Consider the following 18899-nt stretch of genomic DNA (forward strand, 5'->3'; position numbering starts at 1 on the left):
GGTTACATTCCGAACCCGGAAGCTAAGCCTCACAGCGCCGATGGTACTGCAGGGGGGACCCTGTGGGAGAGTAGGACGCCGCCGAACAATCATTCGAGAGAAGCCCCCGCCGGTGACCGGTCGGGGGCTTCTCTGTTGTAAGGTCAATGTGCATTGTCATCGCACGGGACAGGAGGCCCCCGGGTGGAGGTCCAGGAGACGCGGGTCCAGACCGATCGCGTCCTCACCATCCCCAACTTGCTGAGCATGGGCCGGCTGGTGGGCGTTCCGCTCTTCCTCTGGCTCATTCTCTGGCCGAAGTTCGGCGGGCCGAACAACGACCTTTGGGCGTTGCTCATCCTGGCGCTGAGCGGGGTCAGTGACTACCTGGACGGAAAGCTCGCTCGGCGATGGGGACAGATCAGCCGGGTGGGGCAGCTGCTCGATCCGCTGGCCGACCGGCTCTATGTGCTGTCCACCCTGCTCGGTTTGACGTGGCGTGGGATTCTGCCGTTGTGGGTGACGGGCATTCTGCTCGCCCGTGAGCTCTTCATCGCCGCGCTGCTGCCCATTCTCAACCGGCACGGATACGGGCCGCTCCAGGTGAGTTTCCTGGGGAAGGCCGCGACCTTCAATCTGATGTACGCGTTTCCGCTTCTCCTCCTCGGCAGCGGCGACAACTGGATCGCGCGGCCGGCCGAGGTGGTGAGCTGGGCCTTCATCTGGTGGGGGACCACGCTGTACTGGTGGGCCGCTATTCTCTACGCGGTTCAGGCGCGACGGATCGTCCGGGCGAGCTCGAAGGGCTCCGCGTCCACGGTCTGAGACGTGATCTGAGAGAAGTGCCACGGCGCCTCGGTGCGTCGGACGATACCTTCCGGGTAGAGAACCCTCTGGAACGGTTTGATGGGCCTGCAGGTCCAGCACCGCGAAGGAGGACGCACCCGTAATGAAAGCCGTTGTAATGGCAGGGGGCGAAGGCACCCGACTCCGCCCGATGACCTCCAGCATGCCGAAGCCGCTGCTTCCGGTGGCCAATAGGCCGATCATGGAGCACGTGCTTCGGCTGCTGAAGCGGCACGGCCTCTCCGACACCGTCGTCACCGTCCAGTTCCTGGCGTCACTGGTCAAGAACTACTTCGGTGACGGCGAGGAACTGGGCATGCACCTCACCTATGCCCACGAGGAGACGCCACTCGGCACTGCGGGAAGTGTCAAGAACGCCGAGGACGCGTTGAAGGACGATTCCTTTCTGGTGATCTCCGGTGACGCGCTGACCGACTTCAACCTCTCCGAATTGATCGACTTTCACCGGAGCAAGAACGCGCTGGTCACCGTCTGTCTCACCAGGGTGCCGAATCCCCTGGAGTTCGGTATCACGATCACCGACGACGACGGGCGGGTCGAGCGGTTCCTGGAGAAGCCGACCTGGGGGCAGGTCTTCTCCGACACGGTGAACACCGGTATCTACGTGATGGAGCCCGAGGTCTTCGACTACGTCGCGGCGGGGGAGTCGGTGGACTGGTCGAGTGACGTCTTCCCGCAGCTGCTGAAGGAGGGCAAGCGGGTTTACGGGTACGTCGCCGAGGGCTACTGGGAGGACGTGGGCACCCACGAGAGCTATGGCAAGGCCCAGGCGGACGTTCTGGAGGGCAAGGTCGACGTCGAGATCGACGGGTTCGAGATCTCGCCGGGTGTCTGGGTGGCCGAGGGCGCCGAGGTGGACCCCGAGGCGGTGCTGCGCGGGCCGCTGTACATCGGGGACTACGCCAAGGTCGAGGCCGGCGTCGAGATCCGCGAGCACACCGTGCTCGGCAGCAACGTGGTCGTCAAGCGCGGTGCCTTCCTCCACCGTGCTGTTGTCCACGACAACGTCTACGTCGGGCCGCAGAGCAACCTCCGCGGCTGTGTGGTCGGCAAGAACACCGACGTGATGCGGGCCGCGCGGATCGAGGACGGCGCGGTGATCGGGGACGAGTGCCTGATCGGCGAGGAGTCGATCATCGCGGCGAACGTCCGGGTCTATCCGTTCAAGACGATCGAGGCCGGAGCCGTCGTCAACACTTCGGTGATCTGGGAGTCCCGTGGGCAGGAGCACCTGTTCGGCGTGCGGGGCGTGTCGGGAATCCTCAACGTCGAGATCACCCCGGAGCTCGCCGTTCGATTGGCCGGAGCGTACGCCACGACTCTGAAGAAGGGGGCGACCGTCACCATTGCGCGTGACCACTCGCGTGGTGCGCGTGCGCTCAAACGGGCGATGATCTCGGCGCTCCAGACGTCCGCGATCGACGTCCGCGACCTGGAGAACGTGCCCATGCCGGTCGCCCGGCAGCACACGGCGCGCGGGAGTGCGGGCGGGATCTTCCTGCGGACAACGCCGGGGGTGCCGGACTCGCTGGACATCCTTTTCTTCGACGAGCGCGGGGCGGACCTGTCCCAGGCCGGGCAGCGCAAGTTGGACCGTGTGTACGCGCGCCAGGAGTACCGGCGGGCCTTCCCCGGTGAGATCGGGGACCTGACCTTCCCGTCCAGCGTCTTCGACTCCTACGCGGGCAACCTGCTGCGGACCGTCGACACCACGGGGGTCCGCGAGGCCGGTCTGAAGGTGGTCGTCGACACCGCGCACGGCAGCGCGGGGCTCGTTCTGCCGAGCATCCTCGGTCGGCTCGGCGTGGAGGCCCTCACCGTCTCCAGCGGGCTCGACGAGGCGCGGCCGACGGAGGACGCGGAGGAGCGGCGGGCCGGGCTGGCCAGGCTCGGCGAGCTGGTGGCGTCGTCCCGGGCGGCGTTCGGGGTCCGCTTCGACCCGGTCGGTGAGCGCGTCGCGTTCGTCGACGAGTTGGGGCGCGTGATCGACGACGACCGGGCGCTGCTGGTACTGCTGGACCTGGTGGCCGCCGAGCGGCGCAGCGGGCAGGTGGCGCTGCCGGTGACGACGACCCGGATCGCCGAGCAGGTCGCCGCGTACCACGGCACCCAGGTCATCTGGACCACGACGACGCCGGACGACCTCGCGAAGGCGGCGTCGGCCGAGGGCACGGTGTTCGGCGGGGACGGGCGCGGCGGGTTCGTCGTGCCGGAGTTCAGCGGGGTGCTGGACGGGGCCGCGGCCTTCGTCCGGCTGGTCGGGCTGGTGGCGCGGACGCAGCTCACCCTGAGCCAGATCGACGCACGCATCCCGCAGGCGCACATCCGGCGGCGGGACATCGCGACCCCCTGGGCGGCCAAGGGCATGGTGATGCGCTCGGTCGTGGAGGCGGCGGGCAGCCGGCGGCTGGACACCACGGACGGTGTGCGCGTCGTCGAGGCGGACGGGCGCTGGACGCTGGTGCTGCCGGACCCGGCGGAGGCGATCACCCACCTGTGGGCGGAGGGTCCGGACGACGAGGCGACCGAGGCGCTGCTGGACGAGTGGGCGGCGGTGGTCGACGGCGCCGGGCGGTAGCCGGGCGGCGGATGGCGCCGTAGCGTGACGGTGGGGGTGTGCGGAGTGGTTCGCACGCCCCCGCTGTCCCTTTTCACACCATTCGATGCGATCCGCCGCCTTCTGTCGTGTGCGCCGGTCAGGGGCTGTGCATGAGGGCCTTCGCCGACATGGGACGATGGTCCGCATGCCAGCGACGCCGAGTGCCACCAACGGACGGTACAACCGTCCGGACGCCTCGATGTCCCTGCTGACCAACGTGATGGACCACAGCCTGGACGAGGGCTACGCGGAAGCGGCCGCGGCGCGGGGTGGTGAGCGCGACAGCCGGATACCCGTGACGCTCCGGGGGCTGGTCACACTGGGCGCGGGGCTGGCGCTGGTGGGGACCGTGCTGACGGTCGGCGCGGTGAACGCGCACAAGGCGGAGCCGACGCTCGCCAAGGAGCGGGACGCGCTGATCCACCGGGTCAACGACAGCAACACCGCGGCCGACCAACTCCAGCAGCAGGTCCAGGACCTCCGGCAGAGGGTCGACAGCGCGCAGCGCCAGGCGCTCCCCGCGGGTGACGCCGGCGCGGACGGGCTGACCGGCCTGGTGGGCCTGGGAGAGGTCACCGGGCCGGGTGTGAAGCTCGTCCTGGAGGACGCCACCGGGACGGGCGGCGGGGGGAACGTCGACCCGCGGGCCGGGCAGGGCTTCTCCAACAGCGGCCGGCTGCGGGACCGCGACCTCCAGCTCGTGGTGAACGGGCTCTGGGGGAACGGCGCGGAGGCCGTCTCGATCAACGGGCAGCGGCTGACGGCGCTGTCGGCGATCCGGGCCGCGGGTGAGGCCGTGCTGGTGGACAACCGGCCGCTGGTGCCGCCGTACACCATCCAGGCGATCGGGGACGGGCCGAAGCTCCTCAACGCCTTCGAGAAGGACATGGCGGGGGAGTACCTGCGGCTGCTCCAGGAGAAGTACGGCATCAAGTCGACGCTGTCGGCGCAGAAGAACCTGACGCTGCCCGCGGCGGTGGGTGTGACGCTGCGGACGGCGCAGCCGGTGACTCCCGAGCCCTCGCCGACGGCGACGCCGTCGGCCGTACCAACCCCGACCCCGAATCCGTCGGCCACGGCCGGAACCTCGGAGAGCCCCAGCGCGTCCGTTTCACCGTCCGCGACTGGTGCGAACGCGAAACGGCGCCCGCCGGGCGGGAGCACCACCAGGACCACGACAGCGACAGGAGCAGCTAGACCGTGATTGCCGTACTGGGTCTCGTGATCGGGGTGGTCGTCGGTCTCTTCGTCCAGCCCGAGGTGCCGGACGCCGTCGTGCCGTACCTGCCGATCGCGGTGGTGGCGGCGCTCGACGCGGTGTTCGGCGGTGTCCGGGCGATGCTGGACGGGATCTTCGACGACAAGGTGTTCATCGTGTCGTTCCTGTCGAACGTGGTGGTCGCGGCGCTGATCGTGTTCCTCGGTGACCAGTTGGGCGTCGGTTCGCAGCTGTCCACGGGTGTGGTCGTCGTCCTCGGCATCCGCATCTTCTCCAACGCGGCGGCGATCCGGCGCCATGTCTTCCGTGCCTGAGCCGGGCCGCGGGACGGCGGCGGAGGAGAACATGGACGGCGCGGCGAAGGCGGGGCAGGAGAAGCCAGCCTGGAAGGTTTCCGAGGAAGCTGCCGCCGAGGCCGTCGAGAAGGCTGTCGAGAAGGCCGTCGACGAGGGGAAGGCCGCGGAGCGTGCTGAGAAGCCGTCCGCTGATGAGGAGCGGCCGGCGAATTCCGAGCTTGAGGGCGAGTCCGAGGCGGCGCCCGTCGAGGAGTCCGCGCCGGAGCCCGAGGCCAAGCCGGAACCGGTGCCGGCGCCCGCGGTGAAGGAGGGGCGGGAGCACGCGCCTGAGCCCGACGAAGAGCCGGCCGAGGAGCCCGTCGCCGCGCCGGAGTCCGAGCCCGCTCCCGCTCCCGTGGTGGCGGACCGGAGCGCCGGGCGGCGGCGGCTGAAAGCCGCGCTCTGGCCGCCGCGGCTGTCGCGCGGGCAGCTCGTGGTGGCGCTGCTGCTCTTCTCGCTCGGCCTGGCGCTGGCGATCCAGGTGCGCTCGACCAACGACCACCACAACCAGCTGCGCGGCGCCCGTCAGGAGGACCTGGTCCGGATCCTCGACGAACTGGACAGCCGTCAGCAGCGTCTCCAGCAGGAGAAGGCGGAGCTGGAACAGTCCCTGGCCAAGTTGGAGAACAGCTCCAACCAGGCCAAGGAGGCCCAGGAGCAGACCAGGAAGAAGGAGACGGAGCTCGGCGTGCTCGCCGGGACCGTCAAAGCCACAGGTCCGGGCATCGTACTCACTGTCGATGATCCCCAAGGGCAGGTGAAGGCAGATATGCTGCTGGACACCCTGCAGGAACTCCGAGCAGCGGGGGCGGAGGCGATTCAGATCAACGATGTTCGCGTGGTGGTCAACACCAACTTCACGGACGTGACGGGCGGCGGTGTGCAGATCGACGGCAAGAAGGTGTCGCAGCCGTACCGCTTCACGGTCGTGGGGAACCCGCAGGACCTGACGCCCGCGCTGAACATTCCGGGAGGTGTCGTCCGCACGCTGGAGAGCCATCAGGCCCGGGCGACGATCACCACCCCGCAGAAGGTCGTCGTCGACGCGATCGTCGATCTCAAGACGCCGCAGTACGCCAAGCCGGCTTCGAAGTGACGGGGCACCTGGCGAACGGCCCGTCACGTGCGGGCGGCACCCGGTGCGGGGCGCCGTCGTGGCGTGGGCGAGACTGGGTCGTACCAGCACGCATCGGAGCAAGAACCGCCGCACCAACCGTCGGAGTACCACTCCAGCCGGCCCGATCCACGACCGGGCCCGCAGCCTGTCCGAGGTTCTCACCCTGCCCCGCGGGCGGGTCTGTCACACGCAAGGGGATTCGCCCGTGAGTTTCTTCTCGAAGTTGTTCGGTCGTAACAAGGGCCACGACGCGGCCGTCGAGGCGCCGACCGCGCGCCATCGCCGGTCTGACGACGAGCCCGCCGTGCCCGGCATGCGCCCCGCCCCCGAGACGGCGGAGTACGCGGAACGGCAGCTGTACCGGGACGGCGGCGCCCAGTACGCGGGGAATCCGACGGGCTACGGCGCGTCGGTTGACCCTTCCGACGACCCGCGCATAGGTTTCCAGTCAGGACCCTCAACCTTTGGTGGAGGGTTTGCCCCGGACCCGTACGCCGGGCACAACCCGTCGGGTGTGCCGCGCCAGGAGGCTGTGAACATGGCTGGCCCCACTCCGTGCCCGCGGTGCGGTAACCAGAACCCGGCCGCGGCCCGCTTCTGTTCCAACTGCGGTACGGCACTGCGCGGTGGCGCACTGCCGGAGGGCGCGGCGGAGACCACGTCGACCATCTCCATCTCCGGCCTGGAGTCGTACGACCCGAACACCACGACTGGCACCGGCACCACGCCGGCCCTGTCGGCCGAGGTGCTGGCGGCGATCGACGCGCTGCCGCCGGGCTCGGCGCTGCTGATCGTGCAGCGCGGCCCGAACTCGGGCAGCCGGTTCCTGCTGGACGCCGACGTCACCACCGCGGGCCGCCACCCGCAGGGCGACATCTTCCTGGACGACGTGACGGTCTCGCGGCGGCACGTGGAGTTCCGCCGCACGCCGGCCGGCTTCAGCGTCGCGGACGTGGGCAGCCTCAACGGCACCTACGTCAACCGGGAGCGGATCGACGAGGTGTCGCTGAACAACGGCGACGAGGTGCAGATCGGGAAGTACCGGCTGGTCTTCTTCGCCGGTCACAACCGGGGGTACTGAACCCAACGTCGGCAGGAGCCCGAGTGAGTACGAATACCTCCGATTCATCTCTCGGGGCGGCCAGGCCCGCGTCCTTCGGTCCGCAGACGGACCGGGACGGGCGCGGGGTGGTCGCGGGCCCCAGGCAGCCGGTCCGGCCGGAGCGGCCGGGCGGACGGCGCCGCGGCGACGAACTGCTCAGCATCGGCTCGGTGCTGGCCCACCTGCGCGACGAGTTCCCCGAGGTCACCATCTCCAAGATCAGGTTCCTGGAGGCGGAGGGCCTGGTCGAGCCGCAGCGCACGCCCTCGGGGTACCGCAAGTTCAGCCCGGCCGACGTCGAGCGGCTGGCCTACGTGCTGCGGATGCAGCGTGACCACTACCTGCCGCTGCGGGTGATCCGCGAGCACCTGGACGCGATGGAGCGCGGGGAGGCACCGCCCGCGCTGCCGCCCTCGGCCGACGCCCGGCCCGGGCCGCTGGAGGAGGCGGACCGGGAGTTGGTGGCCGCCGCCGAGGCGTCGTCCGGTGTCCGGCTGGGCCGGGCCGAGCTGCTGGCCGCCGCCGGGGCGGGCGAGGGCGACCTGGCCGAGTGGGAGGCCTACGGGCTGGTCGCGCCCGGGCCGGACGGCGGGTACGACGGCGAGGCGCTGCAGGTGGCCCGGCTGGTCGCGGAGCTCGGCCGGTACGGGCTGGAACCGCGGCACCTGCGGGCCATGAAGGCCGCCGCCGACCGGGAGGTCTCCCTCGTCGAGCAGGTGGTGGCGCCGCTGCGCCGGCACCGGAACCCGCAGACCAGAGCCCATGCCGAGGCCACCGCCCGGGAGCTCGCCACGCTGGCCGTTCGGCTGCACGCGGCCATGGTCCAGGCCGGTCTGCGGGCCCGCCCGTGACGACCCCACCCCGCTGACCAGCGGTGTCGGGTCTGCGCTTTCATATCCGGGTCCAGAGCCATAGGGTTGCTGTGTGAATGAGCTCGACGTCGTGGGTGTCCGGGTGGAGATGCCTTCCAACCAGCCGATCGTGCTGCTGCGGGAGGTCGGGGGCGATAGGTACCTGCCGATCTGGATCGGTCCCGGCGAGGCGACCGCGATCGCCTTCGCGCAGCAGGGCATGACCCCGGTGCGCCCACTGACGCACGACCTCTTCAAGGACGTCCTGGAGGCGCTCGGCCAGCAGCTGACCGAGGTGCGGATCACCGACCTGCGGGAGGGCGTGTTCTACGCCGAGCTGGTCTTCGACGGCGGGGTCGAGGTGAGCGCCCGGCCGTCCGATGCGATAGCGCTCGCGCTGCGCACCGGCACGCCGATCTTCGGGAGCGAGGAGGTGCTCGCGGAGGCGGGCATCGCGATCCCGGACGAGCAGGAGGACGAGGTCGAGAAGTTCCGCGAGTTCCTCGACCAGGTGTCGCCCGAGGACTTCGGGGGCAGTGGTCCGCAGTAGCGCGGACGGGCCGGCCTACTGGCCGTGCTGTCGTTTTGCCAAAAACCGTCCACCTACCCACACTAGGGGCACGAAAAACCACTCTCCTGAGTGACGTGGTTTGCCCGGCCCGGCGTGGCGATCGTTGACGGGCCATAGAGGACTGCCTACCGTCAGGAGTGGCTGCCCGGGTGCCCGAAGCCCGCAGTCTGGGTTGCCCGCAACACGAGTGGACGGAGGTAGGCATGAGCAGCACCGGCGATGACGCGGCCGTGGGAGGCCTGTGCGCCGTGCACATGCCGCGCACCGCTCGCAGCGTGACGGACCTGCCCCGGGTGGGCCGGTTCCCGGCCGTGCAGCCCGGCCAGCCGGCCATCGAGCGGCTGGCGCCGACCTCCGAACTCATCGGCTACCGGGGCCCGACGGCCTGTGCGGCGGCCGGCATCACGTACCGCCAGCTGGACTACTGGGCCCGGACGGGGCTGCTGGAGCCCAGCGTCCGTTCGGCGTACCCGGCGACCAGTCAGCGGCTCTACAGCTTCCGCGACATCCTGCTGCTCAAGATCGTCAAGCGGCTGCTCGACGTGGGCGTCTCGCTGCAGAACATCCGGGTGGCCGTCGCGCACCTGCAGTCGGCCGACCAGGGCGACCTCGCCGGGCTGACACTCATGTGCGACGGTGCGACGGTCTACGAGTGCACCACGCCGCAGCAGGTCGTCGACCTGCTGAAGGGCGGTCAGGGTGTGTTCGGCATCGCGGTGGGGGCGGTCTGCCAGGAGCTGGAGCTCACCCTCGGGCGCCTGCACGCCGAGCGGACGGACACCGGTGAGACGCTGCTCGGGCACGACCCGGCGGACGAACTCGCCCAGCGCCGCAATCGGGCGGTCTGACAACCGGACTGACGAGGCCGCGGGCCCGGACGGGGAACCGTCCGGGCCCGCGGCCTCGTCGTGGTGCCTGGTGAAACGATCTAGGGAGGGCACGTGAGGATCGGCTCCGGGATAGCGGGCCTGCTGCGGCGCCGGGCCGGGCAGTGGGGCGTACGGCTGCGGCAGCGGCGGACGCAGCGCAGGATCTACCAGCTGGCCGTCCTCTGCTGCGCGGTGGCGCTGGCGCCGATCTCCTGGCTGTGGCTGTCGGCGGGGGACCGGGTGGGCACGGTGGAGTCCGCGCCGTCGGCGCCGGTGGCGATCGTCTTCGGGGCCGGGCTGGACCAGGGCAAGCCGACGCCCTACCTGGAGCACCGGCTGGTCGGGGCGCTGGACCTGTACCGGGAGGGCAAGGTCCAGGCGATCCTGGTGACCGGCGACAACGGGCGGGTGGAGTACAGCGAGCCCGACGCGATGTTCCGTTACCTGGTCGAACACGGGGTCCCGGAGGGTCGGGTGGTCCGGGACTACGCGGGCTTCACCACGTGGGACTCCTGCGCCCGGGCGCACCGGATCTTCGGGGTGGACCGCGCGGTGCTGGTGAGCCAGGACTTCCACGTCCGGCGGGCGCTGGCGCTGTGCGAGGCGGCCGGGATCCGGTCGTACGCCGTCGGGGTGCCGGAGCTGCACGACGTGACGTGGCTGTACGGCGGCCTGCGGGAGGTCCCGGGGGCGGGCAAGGCGGCGCTGAGCGCCTGGCTGCGGCCCGACCCGGTGTTCCTCGGGCCCAAGGAGGACGGCATCCCGAAGGCGCTGGCGCAGGCCGCCAGGCGGTAGCGGCGGGGCGCGGGTCCGTCCTGCGGTGGCGGCGGGGCGCGGCCCGGTTCGTACGCACTGTCGGACCCGTGCGGCATGATCGGGCGCGTGCGATCACTGCCGAGCATCATCCACCTCGACATGGACGCCTTCTTCGCGGCGGTGGAGCAGGCGGCCAAGCCGAGCCTGCGCGGCAAGCCGGTGATCGTGGGCGGGCTCGGCGGGCGCGGGGTGGTCTCCACCGCCTCGTACGAGGCACGGAAGTTCGGGGTGCACTCGGCGATGCCGATGGCGCAGGCCCGTCGGCTCTGCCCGAACGCGGCCTTCCTGACCGGGCGGTTCGAGGCCTACCGGCAGGTGAGCGACATTGTCATGGGCCTGCTGCGGGAGCTGTCGCCGCTGGTGCAGCCGCTGAGCCTGGACGAGGCGTTCGTCGACCTGGAGGCCGGCCCGTACGGACCGGCGCTGGCCGGAGCGGACCACGGGACCGGGGAACGGCTGGTGCTCGCGCTGGCGGAGGACCTGCGGGCCGACATCCGTCGGCGCACCGGGGTGACCGGGTCGGTCGGGGCGGCCGGGTCCAAGCTGATGGCGAAGATCGCCTCCGAGCGGGCCAAGCCGGACGGGCTGGTGCTGATCGAGCCCGGGCAGGAGCGGGCCGTGCTCGGCCCGATGCCGGTGCGGGCGCTGCCCGGGATCGGGCCGGCCACCGAGCAGGTGCTGCGGCGGGCCGGGCTGAACACGGTGGCCGACCTCGCGGACGCGGGGGAGGCGGAACTCGTCCAGCTGCTGGGGAAGGCGCACGGCGCCGGCATCCACGCCATGTCGATAGGGCTGGACGACCGGCCCGTGGTGGCCGACCAGGACGCGAAGTCGGTGTCGGTGGAGGACACCTTCGAGGTGGACCTCGCTGACCGGGACCGCGTGCTGCGCGAGGTCGAGATGCTGGCCGCCCGGTGCGTGCGGCGGCTGCGGGCGGCCGGGCGCTCGGGACGGACGGTGGTGCTCAAGGTCCGCCGCTTCGACTTCTCGACGCTGACCCGTTCGGAGACGCTGCGCGGGCCGACGGACGACGAGACGGTGATCACCGAGACGGCGCGCCGGCTGGCCTCCCAGGTGGACATCACCGGTGGGGTGCGGCTGCTCGGCGTCGGAGTCTCGCAGCTGGCCGACTACACGCAGGAGGACCTGTTCGCCCAGGCCGTCCGGGAGGAGGCCGCGCTTGAGCACGCCGGGGACGAGGGCGCGGGGGCCGGAGACGAGCCGGAGGCGCCCGTCCTGCGGCGCTGGCTGCCCGGGCAGGACGTCCACCACGCGGAGTACGGGCCCGGGTGGGTGCAGGGGAGCGGGGTCGGGCGGGTGACCGTGCGGTTCGAGACGCCGTGGAGCGAGCCGGGGCGGGTGCGGACCTTCTCGGTGGACGATCCTCGACTGGCGCCGGCCCGGCCGCTGCCGCTGGTCGAGGGTGCGGACTGGGGCGGCGGGGACGACGGCGAGGTGGGCGGGGAGGAAGCCGACTGAAGGGGCTGGACGCGTTGCGGCCCCACCGGGAAGGGGAGTACCAGGTGGGGCCGCGTTCCGTTGCCGGGCCTCGGGCGGTCGCGATGCCCTCCCGACCGCGTGAGGTCCGGGCTCCCGCGCCCTGTCCCTGAGCGCGGGGGCGGACGCCTCGTCAGGCGTCGGTCTTGACCAGCTTGTCGCTGGGGTTCTGCTCGGCCCGGGCACCGGAGACGGTGACCGCGGCGGCCGGCCTGGCGGTGCGGATCAGGAACGGGACGACACCGGCGATGATGCAGACCACGGCCGTGGTCCAGAAGGCGTGCTTGTAGGCGTCCAGGGTGGGCAGCAGCACCGGGATCTTGATCGGGAGCTTCATGGTGTCGCCGGTGAGGATGGCGGTCATGACGGCGGTGCCGATCGCGCCACCGACGGTGCGCAGCACGGAGTTCATGCCGTTGGCGATGCCGCTCTGCTCGACCGGGACGGCGCCGTTGATGTAGGCCGGCATCGCGGCGAAGGCGAGGCCGATGCCGAGGCCGAAGATGGCGGAGGCGGTGTAGATGTCGCCCTCGTGGCTGTGGCGCAGGGCCAGGTAGGCCATCGCGACGGCACCGAGGACCCCGCCGAGGACCAGCGGCAGACGGGGGCCGCGGCGGGCGATCAGCAGGGCGCCGAGCGGGGCGGCCACCATCGAGCCGATGGCGGACGGCAGCAGCATGACACCGGCGTGCAGCACGGTGGCGGTGAAGCCGTAGTGGGCCAGCTTCTCCGGGGTCTGGGCGAAGTTGCTGATCACCATGAACGAGCCGTACATGCCGAAGCCGATCAGCAGGCCGGCCAGGTTGGTGAAGGCCACGGCCGGGCGGGACATCATGGTCAGGTCCACCAGCGGGTGCGCGACCTTGACCTCGATGACGCCCCAGATCAGGGCGACCACGGCGGCGACGGCGAACAGGCCGAGGGTCTTCGTGGAGGTCCAGCCCCAGTGGTTGCCCTGGCTGACCGCGACCAGCAGGGCGGACAGCCAGCCGGCCAGGGTGAGCGCGCCGAGCGGGTCGGCGCCGCCCTCCTTGTCGATGACCGGGTCGGACGGGACGCGGATGGCGACCAGGGCGACCGCGATCAGACCGAAGACCAGGCCCATCCAGAAGATCGACTTGTAGTTCCAGTGCTCCAGCAGGAGACCGGTGGCGACCAGGCCGAGGCCGGAGCCGACGCCCATCGAGGCGCTGATGGCGGCGACGCCGCCGGTCACCTTCTGCTTGGGCAGCTCGTCGCGGACGATGCTGATCGCCAGCGGCATCACGCCACCGCCGGCGCCCTGGAGGACGCGGGCGACGACCAGCAGGCTGAACGAGTGGGTGCTGACGGCCAGGGCCGAACCGGCGACCAGGCCGGCCAGCGAGATCAGCAGCATCGGCTTGCGGCCCCGGAGGTCGCCGAAGCGGCCCAGGAGGGGAGTCAGCACGGCGGCGGAGAGCAGGTTGGCCGTCATCAGCCAGGTGATGTTGGACCCGGAGACGTCCAGTTCCTTGGCCAGCGAGGGCAGGATCGGGACGACCGCGGTCTGCACCACGCTGAACGACAGCATCGCCAGGATGAGGGCCGGCAGGACCCGGGCGCTGCTCTGCTTCTCGGCCGCGGTGGTGGGCTGTGGTGCCTCACTCACGGTTGCTTCCTCCCGTACATAGTGAATGAACTGAAATAACCATGCAGGGAGATACTTCAGAGTGTCAAATATCGAGTGGTTAAGGTTTGGCAAAGGGGTGCCTGTGGCGGGCTGGGGGGTGGGGATCGGGCATGGCGAAGGCTCCCGGTGGGGCCGGGAGCCTTCGGGGCGGGGTGCTCAGGAGAGGGGGCGGAAGGGGGTGCCGTTGGGGGTGGGGGTGCCGTTGGCGCCGTTGGTGCCGTTGCCGGTGGGGGTGTTGTCGTGGACCTCGACGTGTTCGCGGCGGAGTTCGTCCTTGATGACCTCTTCGGCGGTGTAGCGCTCGACGACCAGGCGGACGCGCTCGATCGGGGCAAGGTACTTGCGGACCACCGGGCGCTCCTCGCGGAGAGTGACCGACTCGACCGACTCGGCGATGTCCTTCGCGGTGAGTGAGGCGCGCTCGGCATCGCTGACCGGCATCCGCTCCACCCGGACGCGCTCACGGACGACCGTGACGCGGCGCTCGACCTGCTCGCTCGTCACGTACTTGCGCAGCCTCGCCGTGCCCACGGCGTGCCACTCGGTGGTGATGTCCACTCGCTCCTCGCGGCAGGTGATCTCGACCGGGGCGGCGGGGGGTGGGGTGGCCGGGCCGGCGGTGGGGGCCGGAGGGGTCTGGGGCTTCGGCTCGACCATCGGGGCGGGGGGTGGGGTGGCCGGGCCGGCGGTGGGGGCCGGAGGGGTCTGGGGCTTCGGCTCGACCATCGGGGCGGGGGTGCTCGTGGTCATGCTCGTGGCCGCCGTCGGGGCGGCGGCGGGCGCGGGGGTGCCGAGGGTCCGCACGTTGGCCTCCGGGGCAGTCGAGGTGGGAGCGGCGGTGAAAGGGGGCGTGGTCATGGGGGTGGTGGCCGCCGTGGTGGTGCCGAAGTCGAGGTCAGGCTTCCGGGATCCGGCCTCGTCGCCCACCGGACGGCCGTTCGCGGGGGCGTCGAGGCCGTAGTAGCGGTAGAGCTGCAGCTCCTGGGCCGGCGACAGGTGCTGGCCGACGCCGAAGTCCGGCGAGTCCTTGACCAGCGACTTGTCGTACGGCACGCGGAGCTCGTCGCCGGAGAACTCGCTCGTGGTGAGCGGGACGAAGGCGTCCCGGCCGAAGATGCCGGTGCGGACGGCGGCCCACTCGGGCAGGCCGGTGGCGTCGTCCAGGTACACCTCGTCGACCGTGCCGATCTTGTCTCCGTTGCGGTCGACCGCCTTGTGGCCGATGAGGTCCTGGGGGTCGATATCGGTTTGCACTCTTTCCTCCAGTGCGCTGCGCCTGCGGAACTCCCGCAGGACGGCCGGAGCACCCGTGCCGTCCGCCACTTCACACCAAAAGCCATCAACCGGACGGGCGCGAGCGGGGCGCGTCCGGACGGGCTGTGCGGTGGGCCGTCAGGGGGACGCGCGTAGACCTCGCGTGACCAGACACACCCGTGATCGAACGGGCTCCCGCTGGTACCCTGGGCGGCGACCGCCGAGCCCGCTCGGGAGAGTCCCCGAAGGCGAAAGCCGCTGGTCGGGGCGCCGAAGGAGCAACTCCTCCCCGGAATCTCTCAGGCATCCGTACCGTGTGGGGTAGGTCACTCTGGAAAGCAGGGCAGGACCGCCGGCGAGGGAGCCGACGGCCACCACCCTCACCGACGGTGCAAGCCGGCGGGGCGCCCCACGGCGCACCGCGCGGGCGAAGCTCTCAGGTCCCGATGACAGAGGGGGAGGCCTGTCGGGTCCGCCCGCCGCAGGCTCATCCGCTGTCCGCAGCGGCGACGGCCGGCCGGCGCGCGTACCCCCGCCGGTCCGTGACCAGGAGGCCTCGACCACCATGAACGCCCAGTCGAACGCGGGACGCCCGAGCGGCGCCGTCACCCTCACCGAGCTCGAGCAGGCCAGCCCCTTCGAGAGCCGCCACATCGGCCCCGATGCCGCCGCGCAGGAGAAGATGCTGGCCCAGGTCGGCTACGGCTCGCTGGACGAGCTCGCCACCACCGCCGTGCCCGAGGCGATCCGTTCCATCACGGGCCTGGACCTGCCCGCCGGCCGCAGCGAGGCCCAGGTCCTCGCCGAGCTGCGCGAGCTGGCCGGCCGCAACCAGGTGCTCCAGCCGATGATCGGCCTGGGCTACTACGGCACCTTCACCCCGCCGGTGATCCTGCGCAACGTCCTGGAGAACCCGGCCTGGTACACCGCGTACACCCCGTACCAGCCGGAGATCTCGCAGGGCCGCCTGGAGGCGCTGCTCAACTTCCAGACCCTGGTCTCCGACCTGACCGGCCTGCCCACCTCGGGCTCCTCGCTGCTCGACGAGGGCACCGCCGCCGCCGAGGCGATGGCGCTGGCCCGCCGCGTGACCAAGGTCAAGGGCGGCGTCTTCCTGGTCGACGCCGAGACCCTGCCGCAGACCGTCGCGGTGATCAACACCCGGGCCGTGCCGACCGGTGTCGAGGTCGTCGTCGCCGACCTGTCCGAGGGCATCCCGGCCGAGATCGCCGAGCGCGGCGTCTTCGGCGTGCTGCTCCAGTACCCGGGCGCCACCGGTGTCGTGCGCGACCTCGTCCCCGTCATCGAGCAGGCCCACGGCCTCGGCGCGATCGTCGCGGTCGCCGCCGACCTGCTGGCGCTGACCCTGCTCAAGTCGCCGGGCTCGCTCGGCGCCGACATCGCCTGCGGCACCTCGCAGCGCTTCGGCGTGCCGATGGGCTTCGGCGGCCCGCACGCCGGCTACCTGTCGGTGCGCGCCGAGTACGCCCGCTCGCTGCCCGGCCGCCTGGTCGGTGTCTCCGTCGACGCGGACGGCAACCGCGCCTACCGCCTGGCGCTGCAGACCCGCGAGCAGCACATCCGCCGTGAGAAGGCCACCAGCAACATCTGCACCGCCCAGGTGCTGCTGGCCGTCATGGCCTCGATGTACGCCGTCTACCACGGCCCGGACGGCCTGGCCGACATCGCCCGCCGCACCCACCGCTACGCCGCCGCCCTCGCCGAGGGCCTGCGGGCCGGCGACGTCGAGCTGCTGCACGGCGAGTTCTTCGACACCGTCACCGCCGTCGTCCCGGGCCGCGCCGCCGAGATCGCCGCCGCCGCCCGCGCCAACGGCATCAACGTGTACCAGGACGGCGAGGACCGGATCTCGGTCTCCACCGACGAGACCACCACCCGCGAGCACCTGGCCGGCGTCTGGGCCGCGTTCGGCGTGCCCGCCGTCGAGGTTGCCGAGACCGCCGAGGCGCTGCCCGCCGCGCTGCTGCGCGAGGACGAGTACCTCACCCACCCGGTCTTCCACAGCCACCGCTCGGAGACCGCCATGCTGCGCTACCTGCGCCGTCTGTCGGACCGGGACTACGCGCTGGACCGCGGCATGATCCCGCTGGGCTCCTGCACCATGAAGCTCAACGCGACCACCGAGATGGAGCCGGTGACCTGGCCGGAGTTCGGCCAGCTGCACCCGTTCGCGCCGATCGACCAGGCCCAGGGCTTCCTCACCCTGATCCGCCAGCTGGAGCGGCAGCTGGTCGAGGTGACCGGCTACGACGCCGTCTCGATCCAGCCGAACGCCGGCTCGCAGGGCGAGCTGGCCGGCCTGCTGGCCGTCCGCGCCTACCACCACGCCAACGGCGACACCCAGCGCGACGTCTGCCTGATCCCGTCCTCCGCGCACGGCACCAACGCGGCCTCCGCCGTGATGGCCGGCATGCGGGTCGTCGTGGTGAAGACCCTCGTCGACGGCGACGTGGACGTCGAGGACCTGAAGGCCAAGATCGAGCAGCACCGCGACAGCCTGTCGGTGCTGATGGTCACCTACCCGTCCACCCACGGCGTGTACGAGACCGAGATCACCGAGATCTGCCGCCTGGTGCACGAGGCCGGCGGCCAGGTGTACGTGGACGGCGCCAACCTGAACGCCCTGGTCGGCCTCGCGAAGCCGGGCAAGTTCGGCGCGGACGTCTCGCACCTGAACCTGCACAAGACCTTCTGCATCCCGCACGGCGGTGGCGGTCCGGGCGTCGGCCCGGTCGCGGTGCGCGCCCACCTGGCGCCGTACCTGCCGAACCACCCGCTGCAGGCGCAGGCCGGTCCGGCCACCGGCGTCGGCCCGATCTCGGCCGCGCCCTGGGGCTCGGCCGCGATCCTGCCGATCTCCTGGGCGTACGTCCGGCTGATGGGCGGCGAGGGCCTCAAGCACGCGACCCAGGTCGCGGTGCTGAACGCCAACTACATCGCCAAGCGCCTGGCCCCGCACTTCCCGGTGCTCTACACCGGCCCGGGCGGGCTGGTCGCGCACGAGTGCATCATCGACCTGCGTCCGCTCACCAAGGAGACGGGCGTGACGGTGGACGACATCGCCAAGCGCCTGATCGACTACGGCTTCCACGCGCCGACGATGTCGTTCCCGGTGGCCGGCACGCTGATGATCGAGCCGACCGAGTCCGAGGACCTGCACGAGATCGACCGGTTCTGCGACGCGATGATCGCCATCCGCGCCGAGATCGACAAGGTCGGTTCGGGCGAGTGGGCGGCCGACGACAACCCGCTGTGCAACGCCCCGCACACCGCCGGCACGCTGGCCGGCGACTGGGCGCACGGCTACTCGCGGCAGGAGGCCGCGTTCCCGGCGGGCGTGAACCCGGCGGACAAGTACTGGCCGCCGGTCAGCCGGATCGACGGCGCGTACGGCGACCGCAACCTTGTCTGCTCGTGCCCGCCGCTGGACGAGTACGGCGTCTGAGCCGTTCGCGGTAGGTGTGTGTGGCAGGGCCCCGGCGATGGGGAACCTCCCGGCCGAAGGCCGGGGGAGTTCGGCCGGGGCCCTGCCCGTTTCGTTCGGTGGCGGCTGCCCCGCCGGAACTGCCGCGCTGGTGCGGCCGCGTTGGTGCGGCCGCGTTGGTGCGGCCTCGTTGGTGCGGTCGGACCGCGAGGTCAGGCCGCGCGGGCGACCGGGCGGCGCGGGGCGATCACCCGGCCGTCGGGCAGCAGCTCTCCGGTGTCCTCGAACAGGACGACGCCGTTGCAGAGCAGGCTCCAGCCCTGCTCCGGGTGGCAGGCCACCGGCACGGCCGCCTCGCGGTCCTCGGACTCGGCCGACGGGCACTCAGGACGGTGCTGGCACATACGCGTACCCTCGCTTCGCTCTGCGATCCTCCCCGTGGTGCGGTCGCCGACGGCGAACCGTCGGGAACCGCGGCGTGAGTCGGATCCTGTCCGCGCGCCGACCAGGTGTTGAGCGGCGCTCAAGTGGGTAGGACAGGTGGTCCTTCCACGCTGGTTCCCAGTGTCGGCATCCGCGGACGTGCGCGCAGCAATTTCGTGACATGCGCCACAACTCCCGGGCAGAGATCACCCGTTCAGGTGGGCCTGGCCGGGAATCGCGCACAGGCGGGTCAGGCGCAAGGTGACCCGTCAGGGCCATGGACGGTGACCTGTTCGGGTGAGTG

At 71.4% G+C, this 18899-nt stretch carries 15 protein-coding genes, 1 rRNA gene, 1 pseudogene and 1 riboswitch; of the genes and pseudogenes, 13 read left to right on the top strand and 4 right to left on the bottom strand.

Features of this window, described 5'->3' with window-relative positions:
- From rrf to ACWCXH_RS21840, 12 genes are all read left to right on the top strand, one after another.
- Positions 1 to 87, top strand: a 5S ribosomal RNA gene (gene rrf, locus ACWCXH_RS21785); the annotation flags it as partial.
- Positions 88 to 183: 96 nt separating this feature from the next.
- Positions 184 to 804, top strand: a complete 621-nt coding sequence (locus tag ACWCXH_RS21790) for a CDP-alcohol phosphatidyltransferase family protein (protein ID WP_449803090.1) — start codon at positions 184 to 186, stop codon at positions 802 to 804.
- 124 nt (positions 805 to 928) lie between these two features.
- On the top strand, positions 929 to 3424 hold the full coding sequence (locus ACWCXH_RS21795) for a sugar phosphate nucleotidyltransferase (protein WP_449803091.1): 2496 nt from the start codon (positions 929 to 931) through the stop codon (positions 3422 to 3424).
- A 166-nt stretch (positions 3425 to 3590) separates the two neighbouring features.
- Positions 3591 to 4649: a DUF881 domain-containing protein gene (locus tag ACWCXH_RS21800; RefSeq protein WP_449803092.1), complete on the top strand. Its 1059-nt coding sequence runs from the start codon at positions 3591 to 3593 to the stop codon at positions 4647 to 4649.
- Positions 4646 to 4978, top strand: coding sequence for a small basic family protein (locus tag ACWCXH_RS21805; RefSeq protein WP_266273207.1), 333 nt, complete (start codon positions 4646 to 4648; stop codon positions 4976 to 4978). The genes ACWCXH_RS21800 and ACWCXH_RS21805 overlap by 4 nt, the downstream gene beginning before the upstream one ends.
- A gap of 31 nt (positions 4979 to 5009) precedes the next feature.
- Entirely contained in the window at positions 5010 to 6095 is a 1086-nt protein-coding gene (locus ACWCXH_RS21810) for a DUF881 domain-containing protein (protein WP_449803093.1), read from the top strand.
- A gap of 559 nt (positions 6096 to 6654) precedes the next feature.
- Complete coding sequence (locus ACWCXH_RS21815) at positions 6655 to 7197, top strand: FHA domain-containing protein (protein WP_449803094.1); 543 nt, start codon at positions 6655 to 6657, stop codon at positions 7195 to 7197.
- A gap of 173 nt (positions 7198 to 7370) precedes the next feature.
- Positions 7371 to 8069 (top strand): transcriptional regulator FtsR, encoded by a 699-nt coding sequence (ftsR, locus tag ACWCXH_RS21820; protein WP_449803212.1) that lies wholly within the window; start codon positions 7371 to 7373, stop codon positions 8067 to 8069.
- A gap of 73 nt (positions 8070 to 8142) precedes the next feature.
- The gene (locus ACWCXH_RS21825) at positions 8143 to 8619 is read left to right on the top strand and encodes a bifunctional nuclease family protein (protein ID WP_449803095.1); all 477 of its coding nucleotides are present in this window, start codon (positions 8143 to 8145) and stop codon (positions 8617 to 8619) included.
- Positions 8620 to 8843: 224 nt separating this feature from the next.
- On the top strand, positions 8844 to 9488 hold the full coding sequence (locus tag ACWCXH_RS21830; RefSeq protein ID WP_449803096.1) for a MerR family transcriptional regulator: 645 nt from the start codon (positions 8844 to 8846) through the stop codon (positions 9486 to 9488).
- Positions 9489 to 9587: 99 nt separating this feature from the next.
- Complete coding sequence (locus ACWCXH_RS21835; protein ID WP_449803213.1) at positions 9588 to 10304, top strand: SanA/YdcF family protein; 717 nt, start codon at positions 9588 to 9590, stop codon at positions 10302 to 10304.
- A gap of 87 nt (positions 10305 to 10391) precedes the next feature.
- A complete protein-coding gene (locus ACWCXH_RS21840; RefSeq protein WP_449803097.1) occupies positions 10392 to 11804 on the top strand; it encodes a DNA polymerase IV in 1413 nt (470 codons plus the stop codon).
- 151 nt (positions 11805 to 11955) lie between these two features.
- Here ACWCXH_RS21840 and ACWCXH_RS21845 read toward each other — a convergent pair whose 3' ends face one another.
- From ACWCXH_RS21845 to ACWCXH_RS21855, 3 genes and pseudogenes are all read right to left on the bottom strand, one after another.
- Positions 11956 to 13452 (bottom strand): MFS transporter, encoded by a 1497-nt coding sequence (locus ACWCXH_RS21845; protein WP_449803098.1) that lies wholly within the window; start codon positions 13450 to 13452, stop codon positions 11956 to 11958.
- 177 nt (positions 13453 to 13629) lie between these two features.
- A complete protein-coding gene (locus tag ACWCXH_RS21850) occupies positions 13630 to 14331 on the bottom strand; it encodes a YsnF/AvaK domain-containing protein (protein WP_449803214.1) in 702 nt (233 codons plus the stop codon).
- Positions 14332 to 14355: 24 nt separating this feature from the next.
- Positions 14356 to 14727 (bottom strand): annotated as a pseudogene (locus ACWCXH_RS21855) (PRC-barrel domain-containing protein); the annotation flags it as partial.
- Between the two features lie 221 nt (positions 14728 to 14948).
- A riboswitch (glycine riboswitch) is annotated at positions 14949 to 15052 on the top strand.
- A 240-nt stretch (positions 15053 to 15292) separates the two neighbouring features.
- On the opposite strand from ACWCXH_RS21855, the gene gcvP reads away from it, so the two are divergent.
- The gene (gene gcvP / locus ACWCXH_RS21860) at positions 15293 to 18193 is read left to right on the top strand and encodes an aminomethyl-transferring glycine dehydrogenase (protein WP_449803099.1); all 2901 of its coding nucleotides are present in this window, start codon (positions 15293 to 15295) and stop codon (positions 18191 to 18193) included.
- A gap of 191 nt (positions 18194 to 18384) precedes the next feature.
- Here gcvP and ACWCXH_RS21865 read toward each other — a convergent pair whose 3' ends face one another.
- Entirely contained in the window at positions 18385 to 18576 is a 192-nt protein-coding gene (locus ACWCXH_RS21865; RefSeq protein WP_449803100.1) for a DUF5999 family protein, read from the bottom strand.
- Positions 18577 to 18899: the final 323 nt, after the last annotated feature.

Source organism: Kitasatospora sp. NPDC001660, from assembly GCF_053596725.1.

Bases quoted from the DNA above. Each gene is read 5' to 3' on its own strand.
- ACWCXH_RS21830 (WP_449803096.1), top strand. From the start codon at position 8,844: ATGAGCAGCACCGGCGATGACGCGGCCGTGGGAGGCCTGTGCGCCGTG.
- ACWCXH_RS21815 (WP_449803094.1), top strand. From the start codon at position 6,655: ATGGCTGGCCCCACTCCGTGCCCGCGGTGCGGTAACCAGAACCCGGCC.
- ACWCXH_RS21810 (WP_449803093.1), top strand. From the start codon at position 5,010: ATGGACGGCGCGGCGAAGGCGGGGCAGGAGAAGCCAGCCTGGAAGGTT.
- ACWCXH_RS21865 (WP_449803100.1), bottom strand. From the start codon at position 18,576: ATGTGCCAGCACCGTCCTGAGTGCCCGTCGGCCGAGTCCGAGGACCGC.
- ACWCXH_RS21795 (WP_449803091.1), top strand. From the start codon at position 929: ATGAAAGCCGTTGTAATGGCAGGGGGCGAAGGCACCCGACTCCGCCCG.
- ACWCXH_RS21800 (WP_449803092.1), top strand. From the start codon at position 3,591: ATGCCAGCGACGCCGAGTGCCACCAACGGACGGTACAACCGTCCGGAC.
- gcvP (WP_449803099.1), top strand. From the start codon at position 15,293: ATGAACGCCCAGTCGAACGCGGGACGCCCGAGCGGCGCCGTCACCCTC.
- ACWCXH_RS21850 (WP_449803214.1), bottom strand. From the start codon at position 14,331: ATGACCACGCCCCCTTTCACCGCCGCTCCCACCTCGACTGCCCCGGAG.